At 57.6% G+C, this 19,232-nt stretch carries 19 protein-coding genes; 2 read left to right on the top strand and 17 right to left on the bottom strand.

The annotated features are described in order from the left end of the window. Positions 1-21: 21 nt before the first annotated feature. The 5 genes from CER19_RS18640 to CER19_RS18620 all read right to left on the bottom strand — a co-directional run bounded on the left by CER19_RS18640 (position 22) and on the right by CER19_RS18620 (position 4,620). Positions 22-798: an alpha/beta fold hydrolase gene (locus CER19_RS18640; RefSeq protein ID WP_116667502.1), complete on the bottom strand. Its 777-nt coding sequence runs from the start codon at positions 796-798 to the stop codon at positions 22-24. A gap of 25 nt (positions 799-823) precedes the next feature. After that, positions 824-1,333: a cytochrome P460 family protein gene (locus tag CER19_RS18635; protein ID WP_116667501.1), complete on the bottom strand. Its 510-nt coding sequence runs from the start codon at positions 1,331-1,333 to the stop codon at positions 824-826. A gap of 24 nt (positions 1,334-1,357) precedes the next feature. Further along, positions 1,358-2,431, bottom strand: a complete 1,074-nt coding sequence (locus CER19_RS18630; RefSeq protein WP_116667500.1) for an alpha/beta fold hydrolase — start codon at positions 2,429-2,431, stop codon at positions 1,358-1,360. A 62-nt stretch (positions 2,432-2,493) separates the two neighbouring features. Beyond that, positions 2,494-3,861 (bottom strand): epoxide hydrolase family protein, encoded by a 1,368-nt coding sequence (locus CER19_RS18625; protein ID WP_116667499.1) that lies wholly within the window; start codon positions 3,859-3,861, stop codon positions 2,494-2,496. A 258-nt stretch (positions 3,862-4,119) separates the two neighbouring features. Beyond that, positions 4,120-4,620 carry an Lrp/AsnC family transcriptional regulator gene (locus tag CER19_RS18620; RefSeq protein ID WP_103735174.1) on the bottom strand — a complete coding sequence of 167 codons (501 nt, stop codon included), beginning with the start codon at positions 4,618-4,620 and terminating at the stop codon, positions 4,120-4,122. 119 nt (positions 4,621-4,739) lie between these two features. On the opposite strand from CER19_RS18620, the gene CER19_RS18615 reads away from it, so the two are divergent. Both CER19_RS18615 and CER19_RS18610 read left to right on the top strand, forming a co-directional pair. Further along, positions 4,740-5,774, top strand: a complete 1,035-nt coding sequence (locus tag CER19_RS18615) for a histone deacetylase family protein (RefSeq protein WP_116667498.1) — start codon at positions 4,740-4,742, stop codon at positions 5,772-5,774. A 105-nt stretch (positions 5,775-5,879) separates the two neighbouring features. After that, positions 5,880-7,310, top strand: a complete 1,431-nt coding sequence (locus tag CER19_RS18610) for an amino acid permease (RefSeq protein ID WP_116667497.1) — start codon at positions 5,880-5,882, stop codon at positions 7,308-7,310. A 72-nt stretch (positions 7,311-7,382) separates the two neighbouring features. Here the strand turns inward: CER19_RS18610 and CER19_RS18605 are convergent, their stop codons facing one another. The 12 genes from CER19_RS18605 to CER19_RS28815 all read right to left on the bottom strand — a co-directional run bounded on the left by CER19_RS18605 (position 7,383) and on the right by CER19_RS28815 (position 19,106). Next, positions 7,383-7,631, bottom strand: coding sequence for a CsbD family protein (locus tag CER19_RS18605; RefSeq protein ID WP_014718439.1), 249 nt, complete (start codon positions 7,629-7,631; stop codon positions 7,383-7,385). A 264-nt stretch (positions 7,632-7,895) separates the two neighbouring features. Then, a complete protein-coding gene (locus tag CER19_RS18600; RefSeq protein WP_116667496.1) occupies positions 7,896-9,200 on the bottom strand; it encodes an FAD-dependent oxidoreductase in 1,305 nt (434 codons plus the stop codon). Further along, complete coding sequence (locus tag CER19_RS18595) at positions 9,191-9,766, bottom strand: cytochrome c (protein ID WP_116667495.1); 576 nt, start codon at positions 9,764-9,766, stop codon at positions 9,191-9,193. Before CER19_RS18595 ends, CER19_RS18600 begins: the two co-directional genes overlap by 10 nt. 34 nt (positions 9,767-9,800) lie before the next feature. Next, entirely contained in the window at positions 9,801-10,259 is a 459-nt protein-coding gene (locus tag CER19_RS18590; RefSeq protein WP_133298344.1) for a hypothetical protein, read from the bottom strand. A 92-nt stretch (positions 10,260-10,351) separates the two neighbouring features. Continuing rightward, on the bottom strand, positions 10,352-10,966 hold the full coding sequence (locus CER19_RS18585; RefSeq protein WP_116667493.1) for a class I SAM-dependent methyltransferase: 615 nt from the start codon (positions 10,964-10,966) through the stop codon (positions 10,352-10,354). Positions 10,967-11,027: 61 nt separating this feature from the next. Then, on the bottom strand, positions 11,028-11,588 hold the full coding sequence (locus CER19_RS18580) for a hypothetical protein (protein ID WP_116667492.1): 561 nt from the start codon (positions 11,586-11,588) through the stop codon (positions 11,028-11,030). Further along, the gene (locus CER19_RS18575; RefSeq protein ID WP_116667491.1) at positions 11,585-12,379 is read right to left on the bottom strand and encodes a hypothetical protein; all 795 of its coding nucleotides are present in this window, start codon (positions 12,377-12,379) and stop codon (positions 11,585-11,587) included. The genes CER19_RS18580 and CER19_RS18575 overlap by 4 nt, the downstream gene beginning before the upstream one ends. Positions 12,380-12,402: 23 nt before the next feature. Then, positions 12,403-15,219: a hypothetical protein gene (locus tag CER19_RS18570; protein WP_116667490.1), complete on the bottom strand. Its 2,817-nt coding sequence runs from the start codon at positions 15,217-15,219 to the stop codon at positions 12,403-12,405. After that, entirely contained in the window at positions 15,216-16,001 is a 786-nt protein-coding gene (locus CER19_RS18565; RefSeq protein WP_116667489.1) for a hypothetical protein, read from the bottom strand. Before CER19_RS18565 ends, CER19_RS18570 begins: the two co-directional genes overlap by 4 nt. Then, positions 15,998-17,389, bottom strand: coding sequence for an MBL fold metallo-hydrolase (locus CER19_RS18560; protein WP_116667488.1), 1,392 nt, complete (start codon positions 17,387-17,389; stop codon positions 15,998-16,000). Before CER19_RS18560 ends, CER19_RS18565 begins: the two co-directional genes overlap by 4 nt. Next, on the bottom strand, positions 17,386-18,858 hold the full coding sequence (locus CER19_RS18555; protein ID WP_116667487.1) for an MBL fold metallo-hydrolase: 1,473 nt from the start codon (positions 18,856-18,858) through the stop codon (positions 17,386-17,388). Before CER19_RS18555 ends, CER19_RS18560 begins: the two co-directional genes overlap by 4 nt. Positions 18,859-18,944: 86 nt before the next feature. Beyond that, positions 18,945-19,106 carry a hypothetical protein gene (locus tag CER19_RS28815; RefSeq protein ID WP_165861649.1) on the bottom strand — a complete coding sequence of 54 codons (162 nt, stop codon included), beginning with the start codon at positions 19,104-19,106 and terminating at the stop codon, positions 18,945-18,947. Positions 19,107-19,232 lie beyond the last annotated feature (126 nt).

The following is a 19,232-nucleotide window of genomic DNA, read 5'->3' as shown; positions in this document are numbered from 1 at the left end:
CGCTGCTTCGCCGTTGGCGTGTCATTTCGCCGTGGCGGCTTTTTCGATGAGGCGGGCAACCGGTTCCGGGTTCGAAACCATCACCACATGTGAAGCGCCCTTGACCACTTCAACGGCTTTGGCAGCGGCGCGCTTGGCCATGAATGCCATGGCTTGCGGGGGAATGTTCTTGTCTTTGTCGCCGTAGATGTACCAGGACGGAATGTGCTTCCAGGCAGGGCTGCCGGACGCTTCGTTGAGCGCCGCTTCCGTTACCGGGCGTTGGGTGGCGGCCATCAATGCCGCCTCGTTCGCGGGGACGTCAGCGGCGAACTGGTTGTGAAATTTGTCCTGCTGGATGTACAAGTCCTTGCCCCCATCGGCCAGCGGTACAGGCGCAGCCAGCGTTGGGCCCAGCGTGCTGCCCGGGAATTTGCCGGCCAGCCCGGCGACGGTTTCCCCGGCCTCAGGTGCAAACGCACTGACGTAAACCAGGGCTTTGACGTTTGCATGATCGTTGGCCGCATCACTGATAACGTTGCCGCCATAGGAATGGCCGACCAACACCACCGGCGAATGAATGCTCGTCAGCAATGCCGAGATTGCCGAACCATCGCTCTTTACACCGCGCAATGGGTTGGCAGCGGCAACCGCCGGGTAACCGTCCTTCTCGAGAATCTTCACGACACCATTCCAACTCGACGCATCGGCAAAGGCGCCATGTACGAGCACAATCGTGGGTTTTTCAGTTTGCGACCAGGCGTGTGTCGCCATGCCCAGGCTGACGGCGACGGCCAGTGCGGTTAATACTTTTTTCATTGGTGACTCCGGGTTTGGCGGGAAATCAGGGAGCGAAGCGAGTGAAGACAAAGTCGTGATTACGCACTCGCGCCTGGTGACAGGCGAAGCAGGTTGCGTGTTGGGCTTCATCGGCCGGTTTACCGTTGATAAACCGCCCGAATCCCCAACCACCGGTTGCTGCATATTTTTTCGAGTCCTTGACCATCACCTGCACGGTCGTGGCCGGCCCCGGGATGGACGCCGGCTCGAATTCCGGAGACTGCACATGTTTCCACGCCAGCTTTACCAGCACCGTGCCATCAGGGAATGGCAGCGTTGAATCCTGATAAGCCTTGATGGCCGAGTCATTGCCCAGCACGGCTCGCAGTTCATTCAGGGGTGCTGCTTCCTGCGCCGGCGCAATCAGCGGCCATAGGCGGTAGTTTTCAGGCAATTTCACGCCATAGATCGGTGAGGCGTCGCCAGTACTGGCGTCGCCCGAGGCAACACCGGTAGCGCTCAACGCTGCGATTGCAATGGCAGCCGACATCGCGGCCAGAAATTTCAGCTTCATCATCGCCATCCTCTCAGCCGGTTTTCAAAGATGATCGGCATCGATCACCGCCTGGGCGAAGGCTTTCGGCGCTTCCTGCGGCAAGTTGTGGCCTACACCACCGGTGATCAATCGGTACTCATACTTGCCAGTGAAGCGCTTGGCGTACGCTTCGGCAGGTGGGTGCGGTGCGCCGTTCGCATCACCTTCCAGGGTGATGGTCGGCACGCTGATGGATGGAAATGTCGCGAGTTTCTTCTCCAGCGCGTCGTATCTGGCCTCGCCCTTGACCAACCCCAGGCGCCAGCGATAGTTGAAAATCGACACGGCCACGTGATCAGGGTTTTGCAAGGACGCCGCGCTGCGCTCATAAGTGGCGTCGTCGAAATTCCACTGTGGCGACGCCAGCTTCCAGATGAGTTTGGCGAAGTCATGGGTGTTTTTCTCGTAGCCCAGGCGCCCACGCTCGGTCGCGAAGTAGAACTGGTACCACCACTGCAGTTCGGCGGCTGGCGGCAATGGCGCCTTGCCCGCCTCTTGGCTGCCTATCAGGTAACCGCTCACAGCGACCAGGGCTTTCACTCTTTCCGGCCACAGTGCCGCAACGATATCTGCAGTACGGGCGCCCCAGTCAAACCCACCCAGTACCGCCGTCTTGATCTTCAGCGCGTCCATGAAGTCGATCAGGTCGGTCGCCAGCGCAGCAGGTTGACCATTGCGAACTGTCTTGGCCGAGAGAAAATGCGTATCGCCATAACCACGCGCAGAAGGGATCAACACTCGATATCCCTTGTCCGCCAAAGCAGGAGCGACATCAGCGTATGCGTTGATATCGTAGGGCCAGCCGTGCAACAAAATGATCACAGGGCCATCGGCTGGGCCGAGTTCCGCGTAAGAAACGTCCAGCAGCCCCGCTTTCACATGCTTAAGAGCACCGAGAGAGGTGTGAGCTCCCGGGGTGATAGCCCCAATGGTGGACGCGGGTACATCAGCCGCGCTGGCTTGGGAAAAACCGACAGCTACCGCCGCGAATTGCAGCACCGCTGCTGCCAACAGCGATGGGGCAAGACCCCGCAGGCGGCTGGATTTATTTTGATTGTTCAGCAAGGTCATCTCCATGGTGTTTCTCCGTAGCGAGCCGCCGAATAGCGGCCCGGTGTGTTGACTCGATTGCGTGTGAGCTACTGGGCTGTCTTCGTTGCGCTCAGCTTGGCGCGCAGCGGCCGGAAGGCCTCCCGCAACTCTTCGCTGAACAATTGAGGTTGCTCCCAGGAAGCGAAGTGGCCGCCCTTGTTAACCTGGCTGTAGTAGGAAAGTGATGGGTAAGCGCGTTGCGCCCAGCTTTTTGGCGCCTGATAAATCTCGTGCGGGAAGACCGTGATCGCCACCGGCACCTTGATGCTTGCGGTGTTCTGCGCGGCAGCGCTGAAATTGTTGTTGTTGTTTTCCCAATAGAAACGCGATGACGATGCGCCTGCGTTCGTCAGCCAGTACAGGCTGATATCGTCCAGCATCTCGTCACGGGTCAATACCCGTTCAGGCTGGCCATCACTGTCCGTCCACGCGGCGATTTTTTCGTACATCCACGCCGCAGTGCCGGTGGGCGAATCGGCCAGCAGGTAACCGATAGTCTGCGGGCGCGTAACCATCATCGCGCCGTATGCTGCATTGCGGCCGAAGAAGGTGCTCAAGGAATCAAACGCCTTGCGTTCAGGCTCAGTGAGCCCGTCAGGGGCCGGGTCACCACTATTGATCGGCTTGACCAATTCGGGCGGGATGGTGGCCGGCATGTTCAAGTGAATGCCCAACAGCCCCGTCGGATTCAGGCGGCCCAATGCATCCGATATGACCGAACCGTGATCTCCGCCCTGGGAAACATAATGGGTATAACCCAGACGCTTGACGAGCACATCCCAAGCCTTCGCGACTCGATCCGGCCCCCAACCCAATTCAGTCGGCTTACCGGAAAAACCGTGTCCCGGAATCGATGGAATGATCACGTCGAACGAATCCTCAACCTTACCGCCGTAAGCAACGGGATCCGTCAGCGGGCCGATAGTCTTCAGGAACTCAAACTGTGAGCCAGGCCATCCGTGTGTCAGAAGCAGCGGCATCGCGTTGGGGTTTGGCGAGCGAACATGGATGAATTGAATATCGACGCCGTCGATTCTCGTGATGAATTCAGGCAGCGCATTGAGCTTCGCTTCGGCCTTGCGCCAGTCATAGCCGCTGCCCCAATACTTCACCAGCGCCTGGACCTGGGCCAACTGCACGCCTTGGGAAACGTCGTTGACGGTCTCTTTGTCCGGCCAGCGGGTCGCCGCAATGCGCTTTTTCAGATCGGCCAATTGAGCTTCATCGACGTGAATTCGATAAGGTCTAATCGATTCGGGACTGGTCGAGGCCGAGCTGGCAACTGACGCATCGGCGGCCGGGCCAGCAGCCCAGGCACCACCGCTGCCGGCTATCAGGGCCAACCCCAAAACACCCATTCTCACGGAAGAAGCCAGACAATGGCGCCAGGTGAAACCGAACGTGGCTGCAGGCATTTTGAATTTCCTATAAGTCATTGGTCGACAACGTCGCGAAACGCGCAGAGATAGCCGCGAGTTAAATGAGTCATCCATGGGAGAAGGTTTGCACCTTCTCGATGGGTTCATTTAAAGCCCCGCAGGTATCCCGTATGTGTCATCAACCGACTTAAAGGAATCGCTGTGTATCTATCCAAAGCGCAGATACAAAACGATACAAATGCGCCAATCGCTGCTAAATACAGGGTTCCACTTCGTGATCTACCCCCTGCCCATTCACGCCTTGATCGATTTGGGTATCGCGATACGGCTACTGGTCTTAATTTCGCGTAAAGCCAGACTGGACTGGATGGACGCAATACCCACCTGATGCCTGAGCACCTGCTCGATAAAGTCACTGTAGCTATCAAGGTCCTCTGCTAACACTTGCAGCACGTAATCGGCATCCCCGGTGATCTTGTGACAGGACAACACTTCAGGCAGTTGAGCGATCACCGCCTCAAAATCATCGGGAGCGTGGTCGGCGTGGGTGGAAAAACGGATGTGCACGAACGCCATGATATCCAGCCCCAGCATTCGTCGATCAAGGTTCGCCTGATAGCCTTTAATCACGCCCGCCTCCTCCATTCTCTTACGCCGCCTCCAACAAGGTGTCAGGCTTAACGACAAGCGCTCACTGAGCTCAGAGTTGGAAATACCCGCATCCTCCTGCAGCAACGCGAGAATCGCCAGGTCGGTGTCGTCGAGACTGATGCGTTTGGATGTTTTTTTCTGCATTACGTCATTCCTGAGTAAAAACGCCCGAATAATCCAGTAAACCACGAAAACAAAGCAAAGAAAGCGCATCAGAGCCGGAACAGAATATTTGCACTGGCTCACATCAACGGATGCGCACAATGTTTACAGTTTTCAGTGATTCCCACCGTTTGCACCACGGCACCGAATTGAAAGACGGCGTGCTCAAGCCGTCCTTCGAACAGCCCAGTCGGGCCGATACCGTCCACAATCGGGTCAAACAGGTAGGTCTTGGCCAGATCATCGAACCGCGGGCATTTGATCGGTCGTGCTATGTCAACGCGCACAGCGAGCGCTACGTAACTTTTTTGGAATCTGCCTGGTCTGAATGGTGTGCAACCGGGCGCACCCACGACGCCTTGCCGCTGGTATGGCCAGTGCGTGATCTGGCCAACGAGCAAGTTCCGAGTTTCATCGACGGCAAGCTGGGTTTCTACGCCATGGACGCCGGCTCCCCCATTACCGCCACCACCTGGCAAGCGGTAAAAACCAGTGCCGATATCGCGCTGACCGGACTGGCGCTGATCGATGAAGGTCACGACAGTGCCTTTGCCCTATGCCGCCCGCCCGGCCATCACGCAGCACGTGAATACATGGGCGGCTATTGCTATCTGAACAACGCGGCCATTGCCGCACAACAGGCTATTACCCGAGGCGCCAAGCGTGTCGCGGTATTGGACGTCGACTTTCATCATGGCAACGGTACCCAGAATATTTTCTACGGGCGCAGTGACGTCATGTTTGTCTCGCTGCACGGCGACCCGACGGTGTCCTATCCGTACTACTCAGGCTACAGCCACGAAGTCGGCGCTGGTCACGGCGAAGGTTACAACCTGAACTATCCGCTGCCGAAGAACACCTCTTGGGAAAGCTACCGCAACGCCTTGCTTCACGCCTGCAAGAAACTCCAGCAATTTGCCCCTGACGTGCTGGTTATTTCACTGGGCGTCGACACCTTCAAGGACGACCCCATCAGCCACTTTTTGCTTGAAAGCGAAGACTTCATCGGCATCGGCGAGTTGATAGCCGGCGTGGGCTGCCCTGCCCTGTTTGTGATGGAAGGCGGGTACATGGTCGATGAAATCGGGATCAATGCAGTCAATGTGCTGCATGGCTACGAGAGCAAACGGGCCTGAAACTCCGCAAACCACTACCGTCAGTAGCCATTACATCTCTATCAAGGTCACGTGATTCCCACTTTTCTACCAAAACTCAAAAACATAAAATCAAGAGGTTTTGTAATGAAATCGACTCCGTCCGAACGGGTTGAACAGCCCGCGCTGCAGCGCACGCTCAGCAATCGTCACATTCAGTTAATGGCCATGGGAGGTGCTATCGGGACAGGCCTGTTCATGGGGTCCGGGAAGATCATCGCCCTCTCCGGCACGTCGATCATCCTCATCTATATGATCATCGGTCTGTTCGTCTACTTCGTCATGCGTGCCATGGGCGAAATGTTACTTTCCAACTTGAACTTCAAAACCTTCGCTGATTTTGCCGGGGCCTATCTTGGCCCACGCGCAGCATTCTTTCTCGGCTGGTCATATTGGCTAAGCTGGAGCGTTGCAGTGATAGGTGATGCAGTTGTGGTGGGTGGATTTTTTCAGTATTGGTTCCCTGATTTACCCGCCTGGATACCGGCCATCGGCATGCTGATAACACTGTTCGCCTTGAACGTGCTGACTGTCAGGCTCTTCGGTGAAGTGGAGTTCTGGTTCGCGATCATCAAAATCATTGCCGTCGTTGCCCTGATTGGCGTGAGCATGGTGCTGATTGCCAGCTCCTTTGTCTCACCCAGTGGCGTCACTGCGTCCCTGAACCACTTGCTGGATAAACAGGGCGCATTCCCCAACGGCTTGTTCGGTTTCTTTGCCGGGTTTCAGATGGCGATTTTCTCATTTGCGGGCACCGAGCTGATCGGCACCGCAGCCGCCGAAACGCGCTCCCCCGAAAAGACCCTGCCTAAAGCCATCAACTCGATTCCGCTCAGAATCATCTTGTTTTATGTGCTGGCACTGGCCTGCATTATTGCAGTGACTTCCTGGCAACAGGTTTCGCCCAACAAGAGCCCCTTCGTCGAGCTGTTTCTGGTTGCGGGGTTCCCCGCAGCAGCCGGTATCGTCAACTTTGTGGTGCTGACATCCGCCGCCTCATCGGCCAACAGTGGCGTATTTTCATCCAGTCGGATGCTGTTCGGGCTGGCCAATCAGGACAACGCTCCGGGGATTTTCCGGCGTCTGTCGAGCAACAGCGTGCCTCTGCTGAGTTTGGCGTTCACCACCTTGTTGATGCTGCTGGGCGTGTTGTTGCTGTTCATCGTTCCAGAAGTCATGACCGCGTTCACCATCGTCTCTACCGTGTCAGCAATTCTGGTGATTTTCACTTGGTCGACGATCCTCGCGTCGTACATTGCCTATCGCAACACTCGCCCTGACCTGCATGCAAAATCGACCTACAAGATGCCTGGCGGCGCGCCGATGGCTTGGTTCTCTTTGGCGTTTCTGGGCTTTGTTCTTTGTCTGCTGGCATTGAGACCAGACACCCGAATTGCCTTGATGGTCATGCCGGGTTGGTTCATATGGTTGGCAATTGCTTACCAGTTGACCTGTTCCAGAAAACCCAAGCCCGCTGACAGTTCGGCAAATCAATACACACGCGAAGGCTTGGTTTAAGGGCTATGGCTTACCGCCCTCGTACCTCCTGGCGCGGAACTCCAAGAAGTACGAGGGAAATCTTGTTGAGGTTCAGCGACCAAGCAATCTCTTCAGCACCAGTAAAGCAACAGCCCCGATTGCCAGTGCAGCAACCGGCTTCTCTTTGACGAATGTAGAAACGCTGTCCAGTGCGTCGCCATAAGTTTGCGTCAGTTGACCGGCAGCCTGGCGTCCAGCGCCCTCAGCTTCCAACTTCGAATCACCAAATAGCTTCCCGACTGCGCTCTGCGCTTTGCCAGCAACCTTTTCTACAACGCCTTCTACCTGTTCGCTCTTCATGATTAACCAAACCTTCGTGTGTAATTGGGTAACCCAGGAAAAACCTGGGTTTGAGGCAACGTGCAAAGCGTTAGGTGGACAGGCTTATTGATTAGTTCAAAGTTGATGAGCCTCACTTAGTCCAGATCAACCGATAAGTCTTCTTTCCTGTAGCGGCATCCTGATAGGGATTTTCGCCCTTCGCTGTCTTGTCCTCACCATCCATTTGAATCGAAGCCATCTTCATCATCCCTATGTGTAGAGCATCCGGCCATGCCCGTTGGCCTAGCCAAACGCCTCTTTGACCAAGCTGTCGAACATACTGTAGGCCGACAGCGCTTCACGACGGTAATCTTCGTCGTTGGCGTCCAGGGGTGTGACCCGCAAGGTTTGGATCTCGATGATATTGCTGGTTGCGTCATGCTGGTAGTGAAGCAGCACCGAGATACCGTAGTTGTCGCCACACAGGCTGTAGCAGACGTTCATATACTGCGGCTTGAGCAGCGCCAGGCCGTGCATCTGGCTATGGATCGCCAAGGCACAGACCCTGGCCTGGCAGGTCGCGGCGAATGCAGACTTGGGTAGTTTCTCGGCGTAGGCCGCGTCTCCTATCACATGCACGCCCGGTACTAACAGGGATTCCAGGGTCTGGGTGTTGACCGGACACCAGCCATGTTCGGCAGCAAGGCCGTTGTACCGTGAAAAATCATCAGCCTGCTGAGGCGCAATGATGTTGATCACTTGGCCACTGACCGGCCCTCCCTCGGTCAGCAGCTGCCCTTTAGCTTCGTCGAAACCTTGCACGGTCCCGCCCTGCAAAGCGCCGATCCACTGGATGTTGGCCTGCTCGGTGCCATAGCCATAGAAGCGTTTCCAGGCCTGCTCGAATTGCGCTTGCTTGGCGAACTTCGGCTTGGCATCCAGGATGATCACGCGTGAATCGGGCTTGTGGGTCTTCAGATAATCGGCAATCAGGCTAGCCCGTTCATACGGCCCGGGCGGGCAACGATAGTCGTCCACGGGAACTGAGATCAGCACGTTGCCGCCGTTGGGCATTGCCTCCAGTTGCTGTCGAAGCAGGCGCAGTTGCTCGCCGCCGTCCCAAGCATGAGGTACACGCTGTGCCACCGCCTCGCTGTAACCAGCGATGCTGTCGTACTTGTAGCCTATGCCCGTGGCCACTACGCAACGGTCATAGCCGAGCATCGAACCGTCGGCGAGCATCACCTGCTTTCGTTTGGCATCGATCAAGCGTGCTTTTTGATGGACCACCTCGATCCCCTCGGCGCATAACTGCTCGTAACCAAATATCAGGGTTTTTTCGTCCCTCTTGCCTACCAGGTATTCGACCCCCAGCGGACAGCAGTGATACTCCCGGCTGGGCTCGACCAGCGTGATGCCGACCTTGCTATCCAGACGCCTGAGTGTACGAGCGAAAGTTGCGCCGGCAAAACCGCCGCCGATCACCACTACGCGGTAGGAAGGGATCGTTACGGGCGTCACGGTGCTCGCCAGGGCCTGGATCGACGAGGCGCCGATGCCGGTGGCCAGCCACTTGAGCAACAGCCTTCGTTGTGGGTTCAGTGGCATAAAGCCTCCTGCGAGCAACCTTGCAGGTAACCTAGCAACTGCTGTAATTCCTCACCTTTGAGGGCGGACATCGCGCTGGCCATCTCCCTTGGTATCGTTCGTTGGCCTGTGGCCATATCTTTCAGCACGTCTTCCATGTACTGCGCATTTTGCCCTTTCAAATACGGCGTATCCGCCTGCCCTTCATGGCAACCGGAACAGTGTTGAACGTACAGTCCCTCCCCTTGCCCGGGTACCTTGGACATGGCCGTCCCCGGCGTGTCTTTCGACAGGCCGCTGTAATACTTGGCGAACTGCCGGAGTGTCCGGTCGTCGTACCCTTCCATCGCCCGGTTCATGATGGTGCCCTTGAGCGTGCCGTCGCGATACGCCGCGAGGGTCTTGTACAGGTAGGCCTCGGGCTGGCCCGCCAGTGAAGGAATAGCCCCCGGCGTACGTCGCCCCTCAAAACCGTGACAATTGATACAGCCGTTGCTCAACATGAAGGGCTCGCCGCGATTGCCGGCTTGCACACCTGGAACCGCAAAAACTAGGCCGATAAACAACGACCCGATGACCACGCGCATAGGCTGGGACTCTCTCTGTTTTTTGTCGGCCGTTTTACTCGGTGAGCACGTTGCTCATGTACACCTTGGTGTGGCGCAGGTATTCCTTGGGAATGTGGTAACCGCCGTAGGCTTTCACATGGCCGTCTATGTAGCCGCTCATAGCCTCGCGTGAAGCAAATATTTGCTTGGCCCGCTCAAAGGTCGCCGGGTCCCGGTAGATCATCAGGTGGATCAACGGCTCGCCCAATTCGGTGGGGATCAGGTTGATCACCTTGACCCCGTCCTTCGATTTGCCAGCATAAGTTTGCATGTAGGCAGCTTGAGAGGTGACGAAGGAATTCAGGAACGCCTCCTCCTGCCCCTTGGGCGGCTCGAAAATGATAGTCATGGCCTTGCTGGTGGAAGTTGCAGCCGGGGCTGCAGCTGTCGGGGCCTCAGTCTGAGCCCATGTTTGGCTGCCAAAAAAACACAGAAGGCTGACCAGTCCAAGACGTGCTGTGAGCTTGTTCATCGCTATCACCGTTATCGTAACTAATGGCTTATTTATTCTGTCCGGCCAGGCACGTTAGGCGCGCAGGCCTGAAAGGGGGCTTGAGGCTTTTCCTATTTGTGCAATACGACTGAGATCATTCGTCCGTCCAGCTCCGCCGTAGGGTTGGCGGTATCTCTGGGGGCAACCTGCACCGAGCTGATTTCCACCCGGCGATAATGTTCGAACATCACTCGCTGGTACTCCCGCGGCAGCAAGGGCCGGATGCAGAACAGGGCCAGACGCCCTCCATCGCCCAGTAGCGACTGTGCGGCGAATTTGAGGAACCTGAGGTTCTCGTCGTCAACCGCCGCCATGTCGTCGGCGAACGGATCGAAGAAGATCGCCGAATAACGCTGGGGCCCGGCGTCCAGCTGTTGCCAGTAGCCTGAGTGCAACTGAATGTTCGTGCGTGTGCCCTTCCAGCGCTCAGCCTGGACCAGCACCTGGGGGTGGGGTTCGACAATGGTATGGGACGCCGGGCCGAACTCCTGCAGAATGCTGGCCGAGATGCCCATGCCGAAGCCGATTTCCAGCAGATGGTCATCGGGCGTGAGTTTGAGGTCTTCGACCATCCTACGGATCAGTGGCCTCTCCCATTCATGCATGACGTACTCATCGCCGATGCGCAGCGAGTCGCCTGTGTAAACCGCTTCTGTCGCCAAATAGTCCTTGCGTTGCGGGTCCATGAATACTCCTTTTCACTTCACTCAGGGTAGGCTCGGCGATCACGCCAACAGGGTGGCGGCGTCACCTGACCAGTTTCAATTCGGGCCTGCCGACGAAGGCTTGCGCCGGGGTTACATTTGATTTCAGCAGCAGGGTCTGGAACCCGCCCTTGAACGGGACTCTGGCGAGGATCGCGATACTCAGTTCTTCGAGGTACAGCGAAAAGCTCTGTAGCGTCTGCAGGGGCAGACCGGCTAGTACGGCGTAAGCGATTTCCAGCAACAACTGGTCGAGATAGATCACGAGGGTTCTTTCGCTGTGCCGACGGAGAATCGCTTCCAGTTCGAGGGCAAGCGCATGAAACAGAGTATTAAGGCTCTCGCTGCCGTTACGACCGGCGTAGGCATCGAACAACCAGTCCATCTTGCGGGCCCCATGCACCTGCTGCGGATCGTAGAACTCCTGCTCGAAGACCAGCGTCTGGATCTCAAGGTTGCCAGCCAGCTCCAGCACGGGGGCATAGCAGGCAGAGCGGCCGGACAGCACTAGCAGGTCGCCATGTGCCCGTTGTAGCGTCTGTAGATGGCTTTGCAATAAAGCCTCGTCGAGCTGGCGCGCACGGCGCATGAGGATCACGTTCATCTCTTCAAGTTCCTGAAGCCAGCCTCGCAGGCCGCCAATGCCTCGATATGCTGTGTACGGGTAGCGCCGACAATACAAGCATCGACCTGGCGATGATGAAAGGCGTAGTCCAGCGCAGGCTCCAAAGGAATATCGCCGCCCGCCAGACAATGCACTGCGTAAAGCCGCGACCGGGCCTTGATCTGATGTAGATAGCCCGCGTAGCTCGCGCATTGCATATTCAAGAGGTTGACTGGCACCGCAGCGCCAGCGAACGGCCGTTCTTTCAACACCTGCAGGAAGCCGGCGCTGGGATGGAACCCCAGGAGAATCCGCGAGGCCGCCGGAATGGCCGCCTCCATCTGTCGCAGGATCGCCTCAAGCAGCGCGTATTGCTGTTGCGCCAGTAGTATGTCCAGCCAGTCGCCACCCAAGGTCACCAAACCAGGCTGGCAGCACCGGATGATTTCGAGGTCTTCGGCTATTTGTTGCGCATCGGCGGTGAAGGTATAGCCAAGTGCAGTGTAGTAGTACGCCGGGGTTGCCTGGACCTGACGGACACTGACGCCCTGCCCTGTTGCCTGCTCGGTCACCCGCAGAAGAAACCGCGAATGATAGATATGCCGCGTTCGTGGGCCGCCGGCCAAGGCATTGCTGACAGCCTTGGCTGTGGGCCAGTCGCCGCTGGCCATGCCCAGGTTGGAATTGGCCAATACCCGGCGCGCGATCTCCTCGACCTGCTGCGCCGAGTAGGGGCTGGCGTAACGTTTGAGAAACCCCCGGTCACCCAGGTACAGAATCGGCTCATCCATGAGTATGTCCTTGCATCGGGCAATCAGCGAGTCAGCTCGTCCAGCTCGATGTTATGTTCCAGTCGGCAACGATGATCCACCAGTACCAGGGTATTGCCGCTACGCTCGGCATAACGGTGCAACGCCTGCACATGCTCCGGTAATTGCTCGGCGTGCAAAGCGCTGAACGGCTCATCCAGCAACAACAGACAGTGGCGGTCTTCCGGTAACGCACTCAGCCAGGTATGCATCCAGTTGCTTGCCCCTGGCTCACCGCCGAGCAGCGCCAGGGCTTCACGGTCCAGGTAATAGCGAGTTGATGTCGTCGCCTGCACCACGCCCGGCTCTTCGATGATCACGTCGGTTATCCCGGCCACGCCCTTCAGGTAATCGCTCTTGCCGGAGCCAGAGTGGCCCGATAACAAATACAGCCGGCCTCGCTGCAGGTTCAAGGCACGATAGGCACGTTGAGCGATAAAGGGCGCGATGCTCAGGCTCTGCCCGGCAATCGTCACGGCCACCAAGCTTTTGGGCCGGGCAAAGTGTTGCAGACGCGCCACCGACACCGACTGCGATTTGAAACCCGTGATGGCCAGAAATACATTGGCCAGATCGGAACGAACCAATAGCAAGGCCGTGACCGCCAGCACAAACGCTGAATCACTCGTTCGGTAGAGGCTACCCATCAGGACTATCAGGACAATCACCAGGTCGCTGAGCAACGCACAACTGGCCGCCGTGACGGTACGGGTGATCACACTGCGCATGCGGGTGGTATAGAAATGCTTCAGCCCCTCGGCTAACGCTCCGCGCTGAGTGAACGTCAGCCAGTCACCCAGGCGTTCGAAACCCGCCCCACCGGCACGGGAGACGGCAAACGCCACATGGGCCGAGCGCAGCAGGGAATCGAATCCCTTCACGCTCTCCACCCGGGTACGATATAGCTCGTTGATCGAAAGCCGGTACAACACCGCCAGCAACCCGCTGAACAGCAGTGCCACGACAATGCCGAACAGGCCGAACCCCATCCACAAAGCCACGCCATTGCACAGCAACAGCGCAATGATCCAGGCGATGTCGTGGGCATACCAGGCGATGCGTTCAAATGTCGTGGTGACGTCGCGCGAAACTGTCTGCAGCGCATCGGCCAGCCCTGTGACTCGGATGTCTCGCAGGCCATCGATGAACAAACGGGAAAAGCGGCTGCGCAACATATCCTCGATGAACAGTCCGGCAGCGATTCCTGCGCCTACCCCGGCTATGGCATACAACAGAACCTGCCAAGGCGAGAAACCTGCCTCTGGCAGCGTCAAGTTGGCGGCATAGCTCATCATCAGCGCCGGCACCAACAACATCAGCACACCCCAACGACAATACTTGAAGAGATCGCCGAGGCTAAAACGCTCCAGCACCGGGGCCCCCTGCGACACCGTCGAAGCGATACGCTCAGCGACCTGCGCCGGTGCCCCTTGGCGCTGCGCTATCGCTCTTGCAGCCGATGGGCTGAAGCTCACCCAGGACAGACGCTCCAAGGCTCCTTTGACGGCAAGGACGGCTGCGGCGTCCAACACCGAAAGGTCGTGGTCGATATTCAGGGTTCCATTCTGGACTCGGGCCAGAAACACCCCACGCAGCAGTTGCAGACGCAGGCGCTGCCCGGTGGAGAGATTGCTTGCGTCCAGTTCAATGGGCAGTTGCATAACGTGCTGTGGGTCTTGCCCCAACTCGGGTACCAAGCGGAAAGCGCCCAGCAACGCCTGCAAGTCCTCGCGCTGGCTATCCAGCGAGCCAGGAATCAGTTCGACCAGCGTTGCGGGCCATATCGGCCAGTCAGCATCGAAATCGATCACGCCGCAGGGCTGATCGGCGTCAGCGGTTCGAGGTACCGGCTGACTGGACGAATGCTGATACAGGCTATTAAGTGCCTCCAAGGAGCGGCCTACGGCCTTGTAACTCACGTACGCGCGGGGCAACGCGAGCACCGCCGCCAGCAACGGAATACTTAGCCAGAAAATCGCCCCGTCCCAGACCGAGGCTGATCCCGAGGTGCCCAGTAGTCCAAGCAATACGAAGGGAATCAAACGGCCGAAACCGATGATGTAGCTGTCGGCGCCACGCAGCAATGTGTCCAGGTTGCGAAGGTCACGTTCGCCCGCCAGTGCGTGCTCAATACTCTGCAAGGCGCTCTGGTCAGCGAACTGCTTAAGCCACGGCCCTTTGCGCAACCATGCCGAACACTGTTCGATACGCTGCGCGGTCACATCCATGATTCGCTGGTAGTTACGGTCCGAGAGCCAGGAAAGCAGATAAGAAAGCGGCAGGAACATACTGATCACTGCAACGGCCCAGAAGCCTGCCGTGCCGAAAATCAGCAATGCCAGCAGGATCGAAAGCAGCAGGAAAACCGGAATTGCCAATAGGTTAATGCTAGTACCGATGCCATCTAGAATGATGCTGAAATCCCGTGACACAACCCGTTCCAGCACCGAAACCTCAACGCGGGGGTGCAGCTTGCGCGCCAGAAGGCTCTCGAACTCGCGGCACAGCCTCAGGCAGATGTAGCGCTCCAGGTTGAGCTCGCTCACCACCAGCAAGAACCCACTGATGGCCAAGAACGCGAGGAGCGCGATATCCCACAGCACAGTATCGGCACTGCTTTGGGCGCTCACCAGTGTGCTCAGCGTGTAGATGAACAATAGTGGCACGCTATATTGCAACAGCGACACCAGTACATAAGCGCCGGTCGCCCACGGCGCAAGGCTGAAGGCCAGGCCGAAAAAGCCAGTGGCGAACGCTCGCTCTTCGCAGCGAACGGCCGGCCGATAGCGCAACGCTGGGGTAAAGCAGTACATCCACTTCACGACAGCGCCTCCTCGCAGTACACCCGACCAGGCTCCATGGCCTGCACACGCTGCAGGCAGTCTTGGATTTTGTGTAGATCGTAGTAGTGGGCGGGAATCTTTCTGCATGCGCAGTAACAGGCCACCCACTCCTCCAGACTCCACGGACATGAAGGCACAGCCCCCAGGAATCGGCTCAAGGACAAGATGTCGAACCACACGCTGCGCTGCAGGGAATGAGTCTCCAGGTCGAGGATGCGCACGCCATCCGGCGTAACGAGCAAATGCTCCGGCTTGCCGTCACCGACGCTGATGCCCTGCAGGTCAAACGAGGGAAAACGACACCGGGAAGACAGGCAGGGATCAACGAATTCAGGGGTGCTGTGGTGGCCCATGACACGCTGGATATTCGCCAGGGCCGTGGCGTGCATCGCTGCATAGGCCTTAATCACTTCAGGCAGGTCGGCCAAACCGGGCATGCGGCCTTGGAGAAACTCCAGCACCAGTACCTGATGCTGCGAATCTTGATAACGCACGCCTGCGATCGGCCCCGAGCGGAACAACAAATAACCGCTAGTTTCTGCGGCATAGGCCGCCTCGTCGAAGTAACGCTTGATCACCACCTGCTCGCCCGAGGCCATGCACAGGCCTGAGCAAACCAGGGACTTCACCGACTGGCCGAGTACACGCAGAACCTGATAACGCTCGGCCAACAGCTCGGCAAGCGCCTGGTGCTGCAGCTCTACCTGATCTGCTGCGAGAAGTTCCAGATGCACGTGCTCAAACGCTCTTTGCCCGCTCATGACGCAGTCGCCAGCGACTGTTCATAACTGCGCAACGCGCGACCATAGTCCACTTGCTCGTTGTAATACTCGAGCCAGAACGCCAGCGGGCTGTCATAGCGATCGCAGACATACCACTGTGATGCCGACAGGTTGAGCAGTTCCCATATCTGCAACTCGCCGAGAATCAGTTGGCAAAAATCACTATGGTCGACACGGATACCGTAGGGATAGCGCTTGATTGCGCCCTCGCCTTCGTCCGGCACCTCGACGAACTCAACCTTTGACACATCCAGCAGCCACTGTTGGCCGACGCCGTCATCCCGGGTCAATTGCAGTACCGCACGGCATTGGCCAACCGGGCGCCCAAGGTAACTACTCTGGGTCATCAGCACCTGCCCGTAGTGGGTAATCAGCCAGGTTCTGGCCATGTCGTCCAGATGAGCCTTGATTTGCTGTGTGTCCAGCGAGATCAGCCGGCGTTGTTCTCGCGGCGGGCGGGGGTCTGCCTGCCCCTGCGAAACGTAGATCCAGTCCGCTGGTTCCCCAGGCTGTGCCGGCAACACGTCAAAGCTTTCGCCGGGTGTCAGTGAGTGCACCGCCCGCAACAACGATAGTTCGCTACAAATCTGCGCCAGTTCAAGGTTCGACCAAGGGTGGTGCATCTTGCCTAAAGGATCGTGATAACCATTGCCCGCGAGAATCAGGGTCGGTACTTGGTTCAGCCGGCGCATCGGCTTATGTACGATTTCGTCCAACAGGCGCAGGCCGGACAACCGGGTGTAGCGCTGATCGGGTAGCGGCAATAAGTTGTCCAGGCCAACCGGACCTTGCGCCCCGCTACTCTGGAAATTGTTAGTCATCACCATGACCTGCGGCGACGTAATGGCTGCGCTATTGACATCGGCAAAGTAGGTGTCGGCGATACGGGTATCAGACTGGATGAAAACCGCTTCGCGGCCCTGGTGCTCGACATGCAGCGACGCCACGCGGCTGTCCCAGAACAGTACCTCGGTGCAGGGCATGTAAAAGCGCAGGCTCAGCGCGCCGATGACAAACTCGGCCTGAGTATCGACTCGCTGCACCTCGTAACCGCAGGCGCGAGCAATTGCTTCGGCCGCGCCGGGAAAAAGCTCCGGGACATAGACCACCCTGCGTTTGAGCAAATGCCCGAAATCCGACGACAGGCGACGCAACGAGGCGGGGTGAAAGTGCTGCAGGTGCTCGGTGGTCAAGACAATGCCATCTACCGCGGGCATGCGCTGCAGGTCGACATTGCGTGCTGGGACTATCTCGAACTGCCGGTCGACATCAGAACCGAAGCCACTACCCAGCACCGGGTCGATCAGCACGTGACTGTCGCCAGCCTGTAGCGACCAGCTTTCATGGCCGATCATTGTCAGCTTCATGGGCACGCCTCTAGATTGCGCATGTTGCGCCCGATGATTTTCGCCAATAGCTCCGGGCTGCCGTTCTCGCCGTAGTAGCTGTAGAAAAACGGGATTAAACCGTCAAAAATGCCACCCTCGAACCAGGACTGAACAGACACGCCCACGATGTCCCAGATCTGCAGGTCCCCCTCGACCATTCCAACAAAGTCCACAAGGGGCAGGCATACGCCAAAGGGATACTGCGCCACCAGCGATTCGAGCTGGTTGTGCTTTTCAGCCTCGAACTGGCCGCTGATGAGGTTCAGCGCATAGCTGTCCTGACGCCCCAAGGCATGCGATACAAAACTGAAAACGATTCTTTTCGGACCGAGCTTGCACCCCTTGTAGTGAGACATCGCCAACGCCTTGCGCCCGGTAATAAACAGCATCAGGCTTTTCGCCAGGCGTTGCAGCTCGGCTTGCGCCCGCCGCAGCAGCACTTCATATGCTTGAACGTCTTGCACGTCGGGGCATACCGAAGCGACCACCTCGACGGTCTTGCGTGCCTCGATGAATTGGTCCAGTTCCCCGATCAGCAAGTTGTGCTGCACGGTGTTCACCTGGACCCAGTCGATAACGCCCTGCTGGCAGGGCTCAGGGTCCAGGGCAAAGGCTTCGCCTGGCAGCAGGCCGACAATATTGGTGTCCAGGCTGAGCCGGTTGGCCAGCCTGCTCAATGTAGGCTGGTCGGAAAATGGAAATGCGGCGAACTCGCCCAAGCGCTTGATGAACCCGCCGCCGCACAGAGCGATGTTTGCGGGTTGCACCGGAAAATCGTCCATATAGCTGGTCAGCACGGCGCTCAGCACACCGATCCCCAGCGGACCGACCTTACGGTTGCTGTCACTCGCATTCTTGCCCCAGTTTTCCAGGGACTGAAAGGCTCCCGGAGGCGAGACCCTGGAGTTGTTCGAGACAATCACAAGCTTGGGGGGCGCCAGTCGCCCTTCGACGATATCGGTCTTGAACACTTCGGACACCAATGCGTCCACAGCAATGAAGATGCCATTACTTGGCTGCTCCGCCTCCTCGATATGCACCTGTGTGACTCGGCTTTCCCAGAAAGCGGTCTTCGGATCCGCCGGATAGAAGCGCAGGCTCAGGTCGCCGATCCGCATTGGCTCGGTGTCGTTAACTTGGGTAAGGCTGAACCCGAGGTCGCGGATGCATTGCTTGACCGGTTCGACGATGGTCGCACCCACCACAAACCTTGCTGAACGTGGCAACAGATTCAGCGACTGGATATCGAAATGATCGGAATGTTCGTGACTGAGGAAAATCAGGTCTATATCGGACAGCGCGGTGGCATCGACAGTACGTGGCGGATAGATTTCGATCCGGTGTTCGCGGACCAGACCGAAGTCCTCACATAAGAGCGGGTCAATCAGGATCCTGGTGCTTCCATGTTCCACAAGCCACGTTTGATGGCCGATAAAGATCGCCCTCATGCCCACCTCCCTGGTTGACAATTGAATACGCGTTACCCAAAAAACGAAAAAGCAAGAAAGTCCTTTCTTGCTTTTTCGGGGTCAGCTCAACGGTGGTACGCGCAGCTCGCCGCCTTGGTTTCGCAAGCACCGGTCTTGGACTTCTTGATAGCGTCGCTCAAGGCCTGCAACTCTTCTTTGCTGAAGAGTACTTTTTCGTTGTCTTGATGGTTGGGTGCGGCCACACCCTGCTGGGTTTTCTGATTCATGACTTGCTCCTTGTCTGGCTGTTTCCAGGTACGCCTAAAGCGCAACGACGTCCTGTCCTGAACCAATATAACGGAGGAAACCGATTTTTCAAGAAAGAAACATATCTTGAGTGGTGACACGGTGGA

The sequence above is a fragment of the Pseudomonas sp. GL93 genome, from assembly GCF_003408955.1.
Classification (GTDB): domain Bacteria; phylum Pseudomonadota; class Gammaproteobacteria; order Pseudomonadales; family Pseudomonadaceae; genus Aquipseudomonas; species Aquipseudomonas paracarnis.
The sequence above is the reverse complement of the archived record's forward strand: the minus strand, read 5'-3'. Positions and strand labels throughout refer to the sequence as shown.

Bases quoted from the DNA above. Each gene is read 5' to 3' on its own strand.
- CER19_RS18605 (WP_014718439.1), bottom strand. From the start codon at position 7,631: ATGAAGAGCGAACAGGTAGAAGGCGTTGTAGAAAAGGTTGCTGGCAAA.
- CER19_RS28815 (WP_165861649.1), bottom strand. From the start codon at position 19,106: ATGAATCAGAAAACCCAGCAGGGTGTGGCCGCACCCAACCATCAAGAC.
- CER19_RS18635 (WP_116667501.1), bottom strand. From the start codon at position 1,333: ATGAAGCTGAAATTTCTGGCCGCGATGTCGGCTGCCATTGCAATCGCA.
- CER19_RS18630 (WP_116667500.1), bottom strand. From the start codon at position 2,431: ATGGAGATGACCTTGCTGAACAATCAAAATAAATCCAGCCGCCTGCGG.
- CER19_RS18620 (WP_103735174.1), bottom strand. From the start codon at position 4,620: ATGCAGAAAAAAACATCCAAACGCATCAGTCTCGACGACACCGACCTG.
- CER19_RS18625 (WP_116667499.1), bottom strand. From the start codon at position 3,861: ATGCCTGCAGCCACGTTCGGTTTCACCTGGCGCCATTGTCTGGCTTCT.
- CER19_RS18610 (WP_116667497.1), top strand. From the start codon at position 5,880: ATGAAATCGACTCCGTCCGAACGGGTTGAACAGCCCGCGCTGCAGCGC.
- CER19_RS18595 (WP_116667495.1), bottom strand. From the start codon at position 9,766: ATGCGCGTGGTCATCGGGTCGTTGTTTATCGGCCTAGTTTTTGCGGTT.
- CER19_RS18555 (WP_116667487.1), bottom strand. From the start codon at position 18,858: ATGAGGGCGATCTTTATCGGCCATCAAACGTGGCTTGTGGAACATGGA.
- CER19_RS18615 (WP_116667498.1), top strand. From the start codon at position 4,740: ATGTTTACAGTTTTCAGTGATTCCCACCGTTTGCACCACGGCACCGAA.
- CER19_RS18575 (WP_116667491.1), bottom strand. From the start codon at position 12,379: ATGGATGAGCCGATTCTGTACCTGGGTGACCGGGGGTTTCTCAAACGT.
- CER19_RS18580 (WP_116667492.1), bottom strand. From the start codon at position 11,588: ATGAACGTGATCCTCATGCGCCGTGCGCGCCAGCTCGACGAGGCTTTA.
- CER19_RS18600 (WP_116667496.1), bottom strand. From the start codon at position 9,200: ATGCCACTGAACCCACAACGAAGGCTGTTGCTCAAGTGGCTGGCCACC.
- CER19_RS18590 (WP_133298344.1), bottom strand. From the start codon at position 10,259: ATGAACAAGCTCACAGCACGTCTTGGACTGGTCAGCCTTCTGTGTTTT.
- CER19_RS18640 (WP_116667502.1), bottom strand. From the start codon at position 798: ATGAAAAAAGTATTAACCGCACTGGCCGTCGCCGTCAGCCTGGGCATG.
- CER19_RS18560 (WP_116667488.1), bottom strand. From the start codon at position 17,389: ATGAAGCTGACAATGATCGGCCATGAAAGCTGGTCGCTACAGGCTGGC.
- CER19_RS18585 (WP_116667493.1), bottom strand. From the start codon at position 10,966: ATGGACCCGCAACGCAAGGACTATTTGGCGACAGAAGCGGTTTACACA.
- CER19_RS18565 (WP_116667489.1), bottom strand. From the start codon at position 16,001: ATGAGCGGGCAAAGAGCGTTTGAGCACGTGCATCTGGAACTTCTCGCA.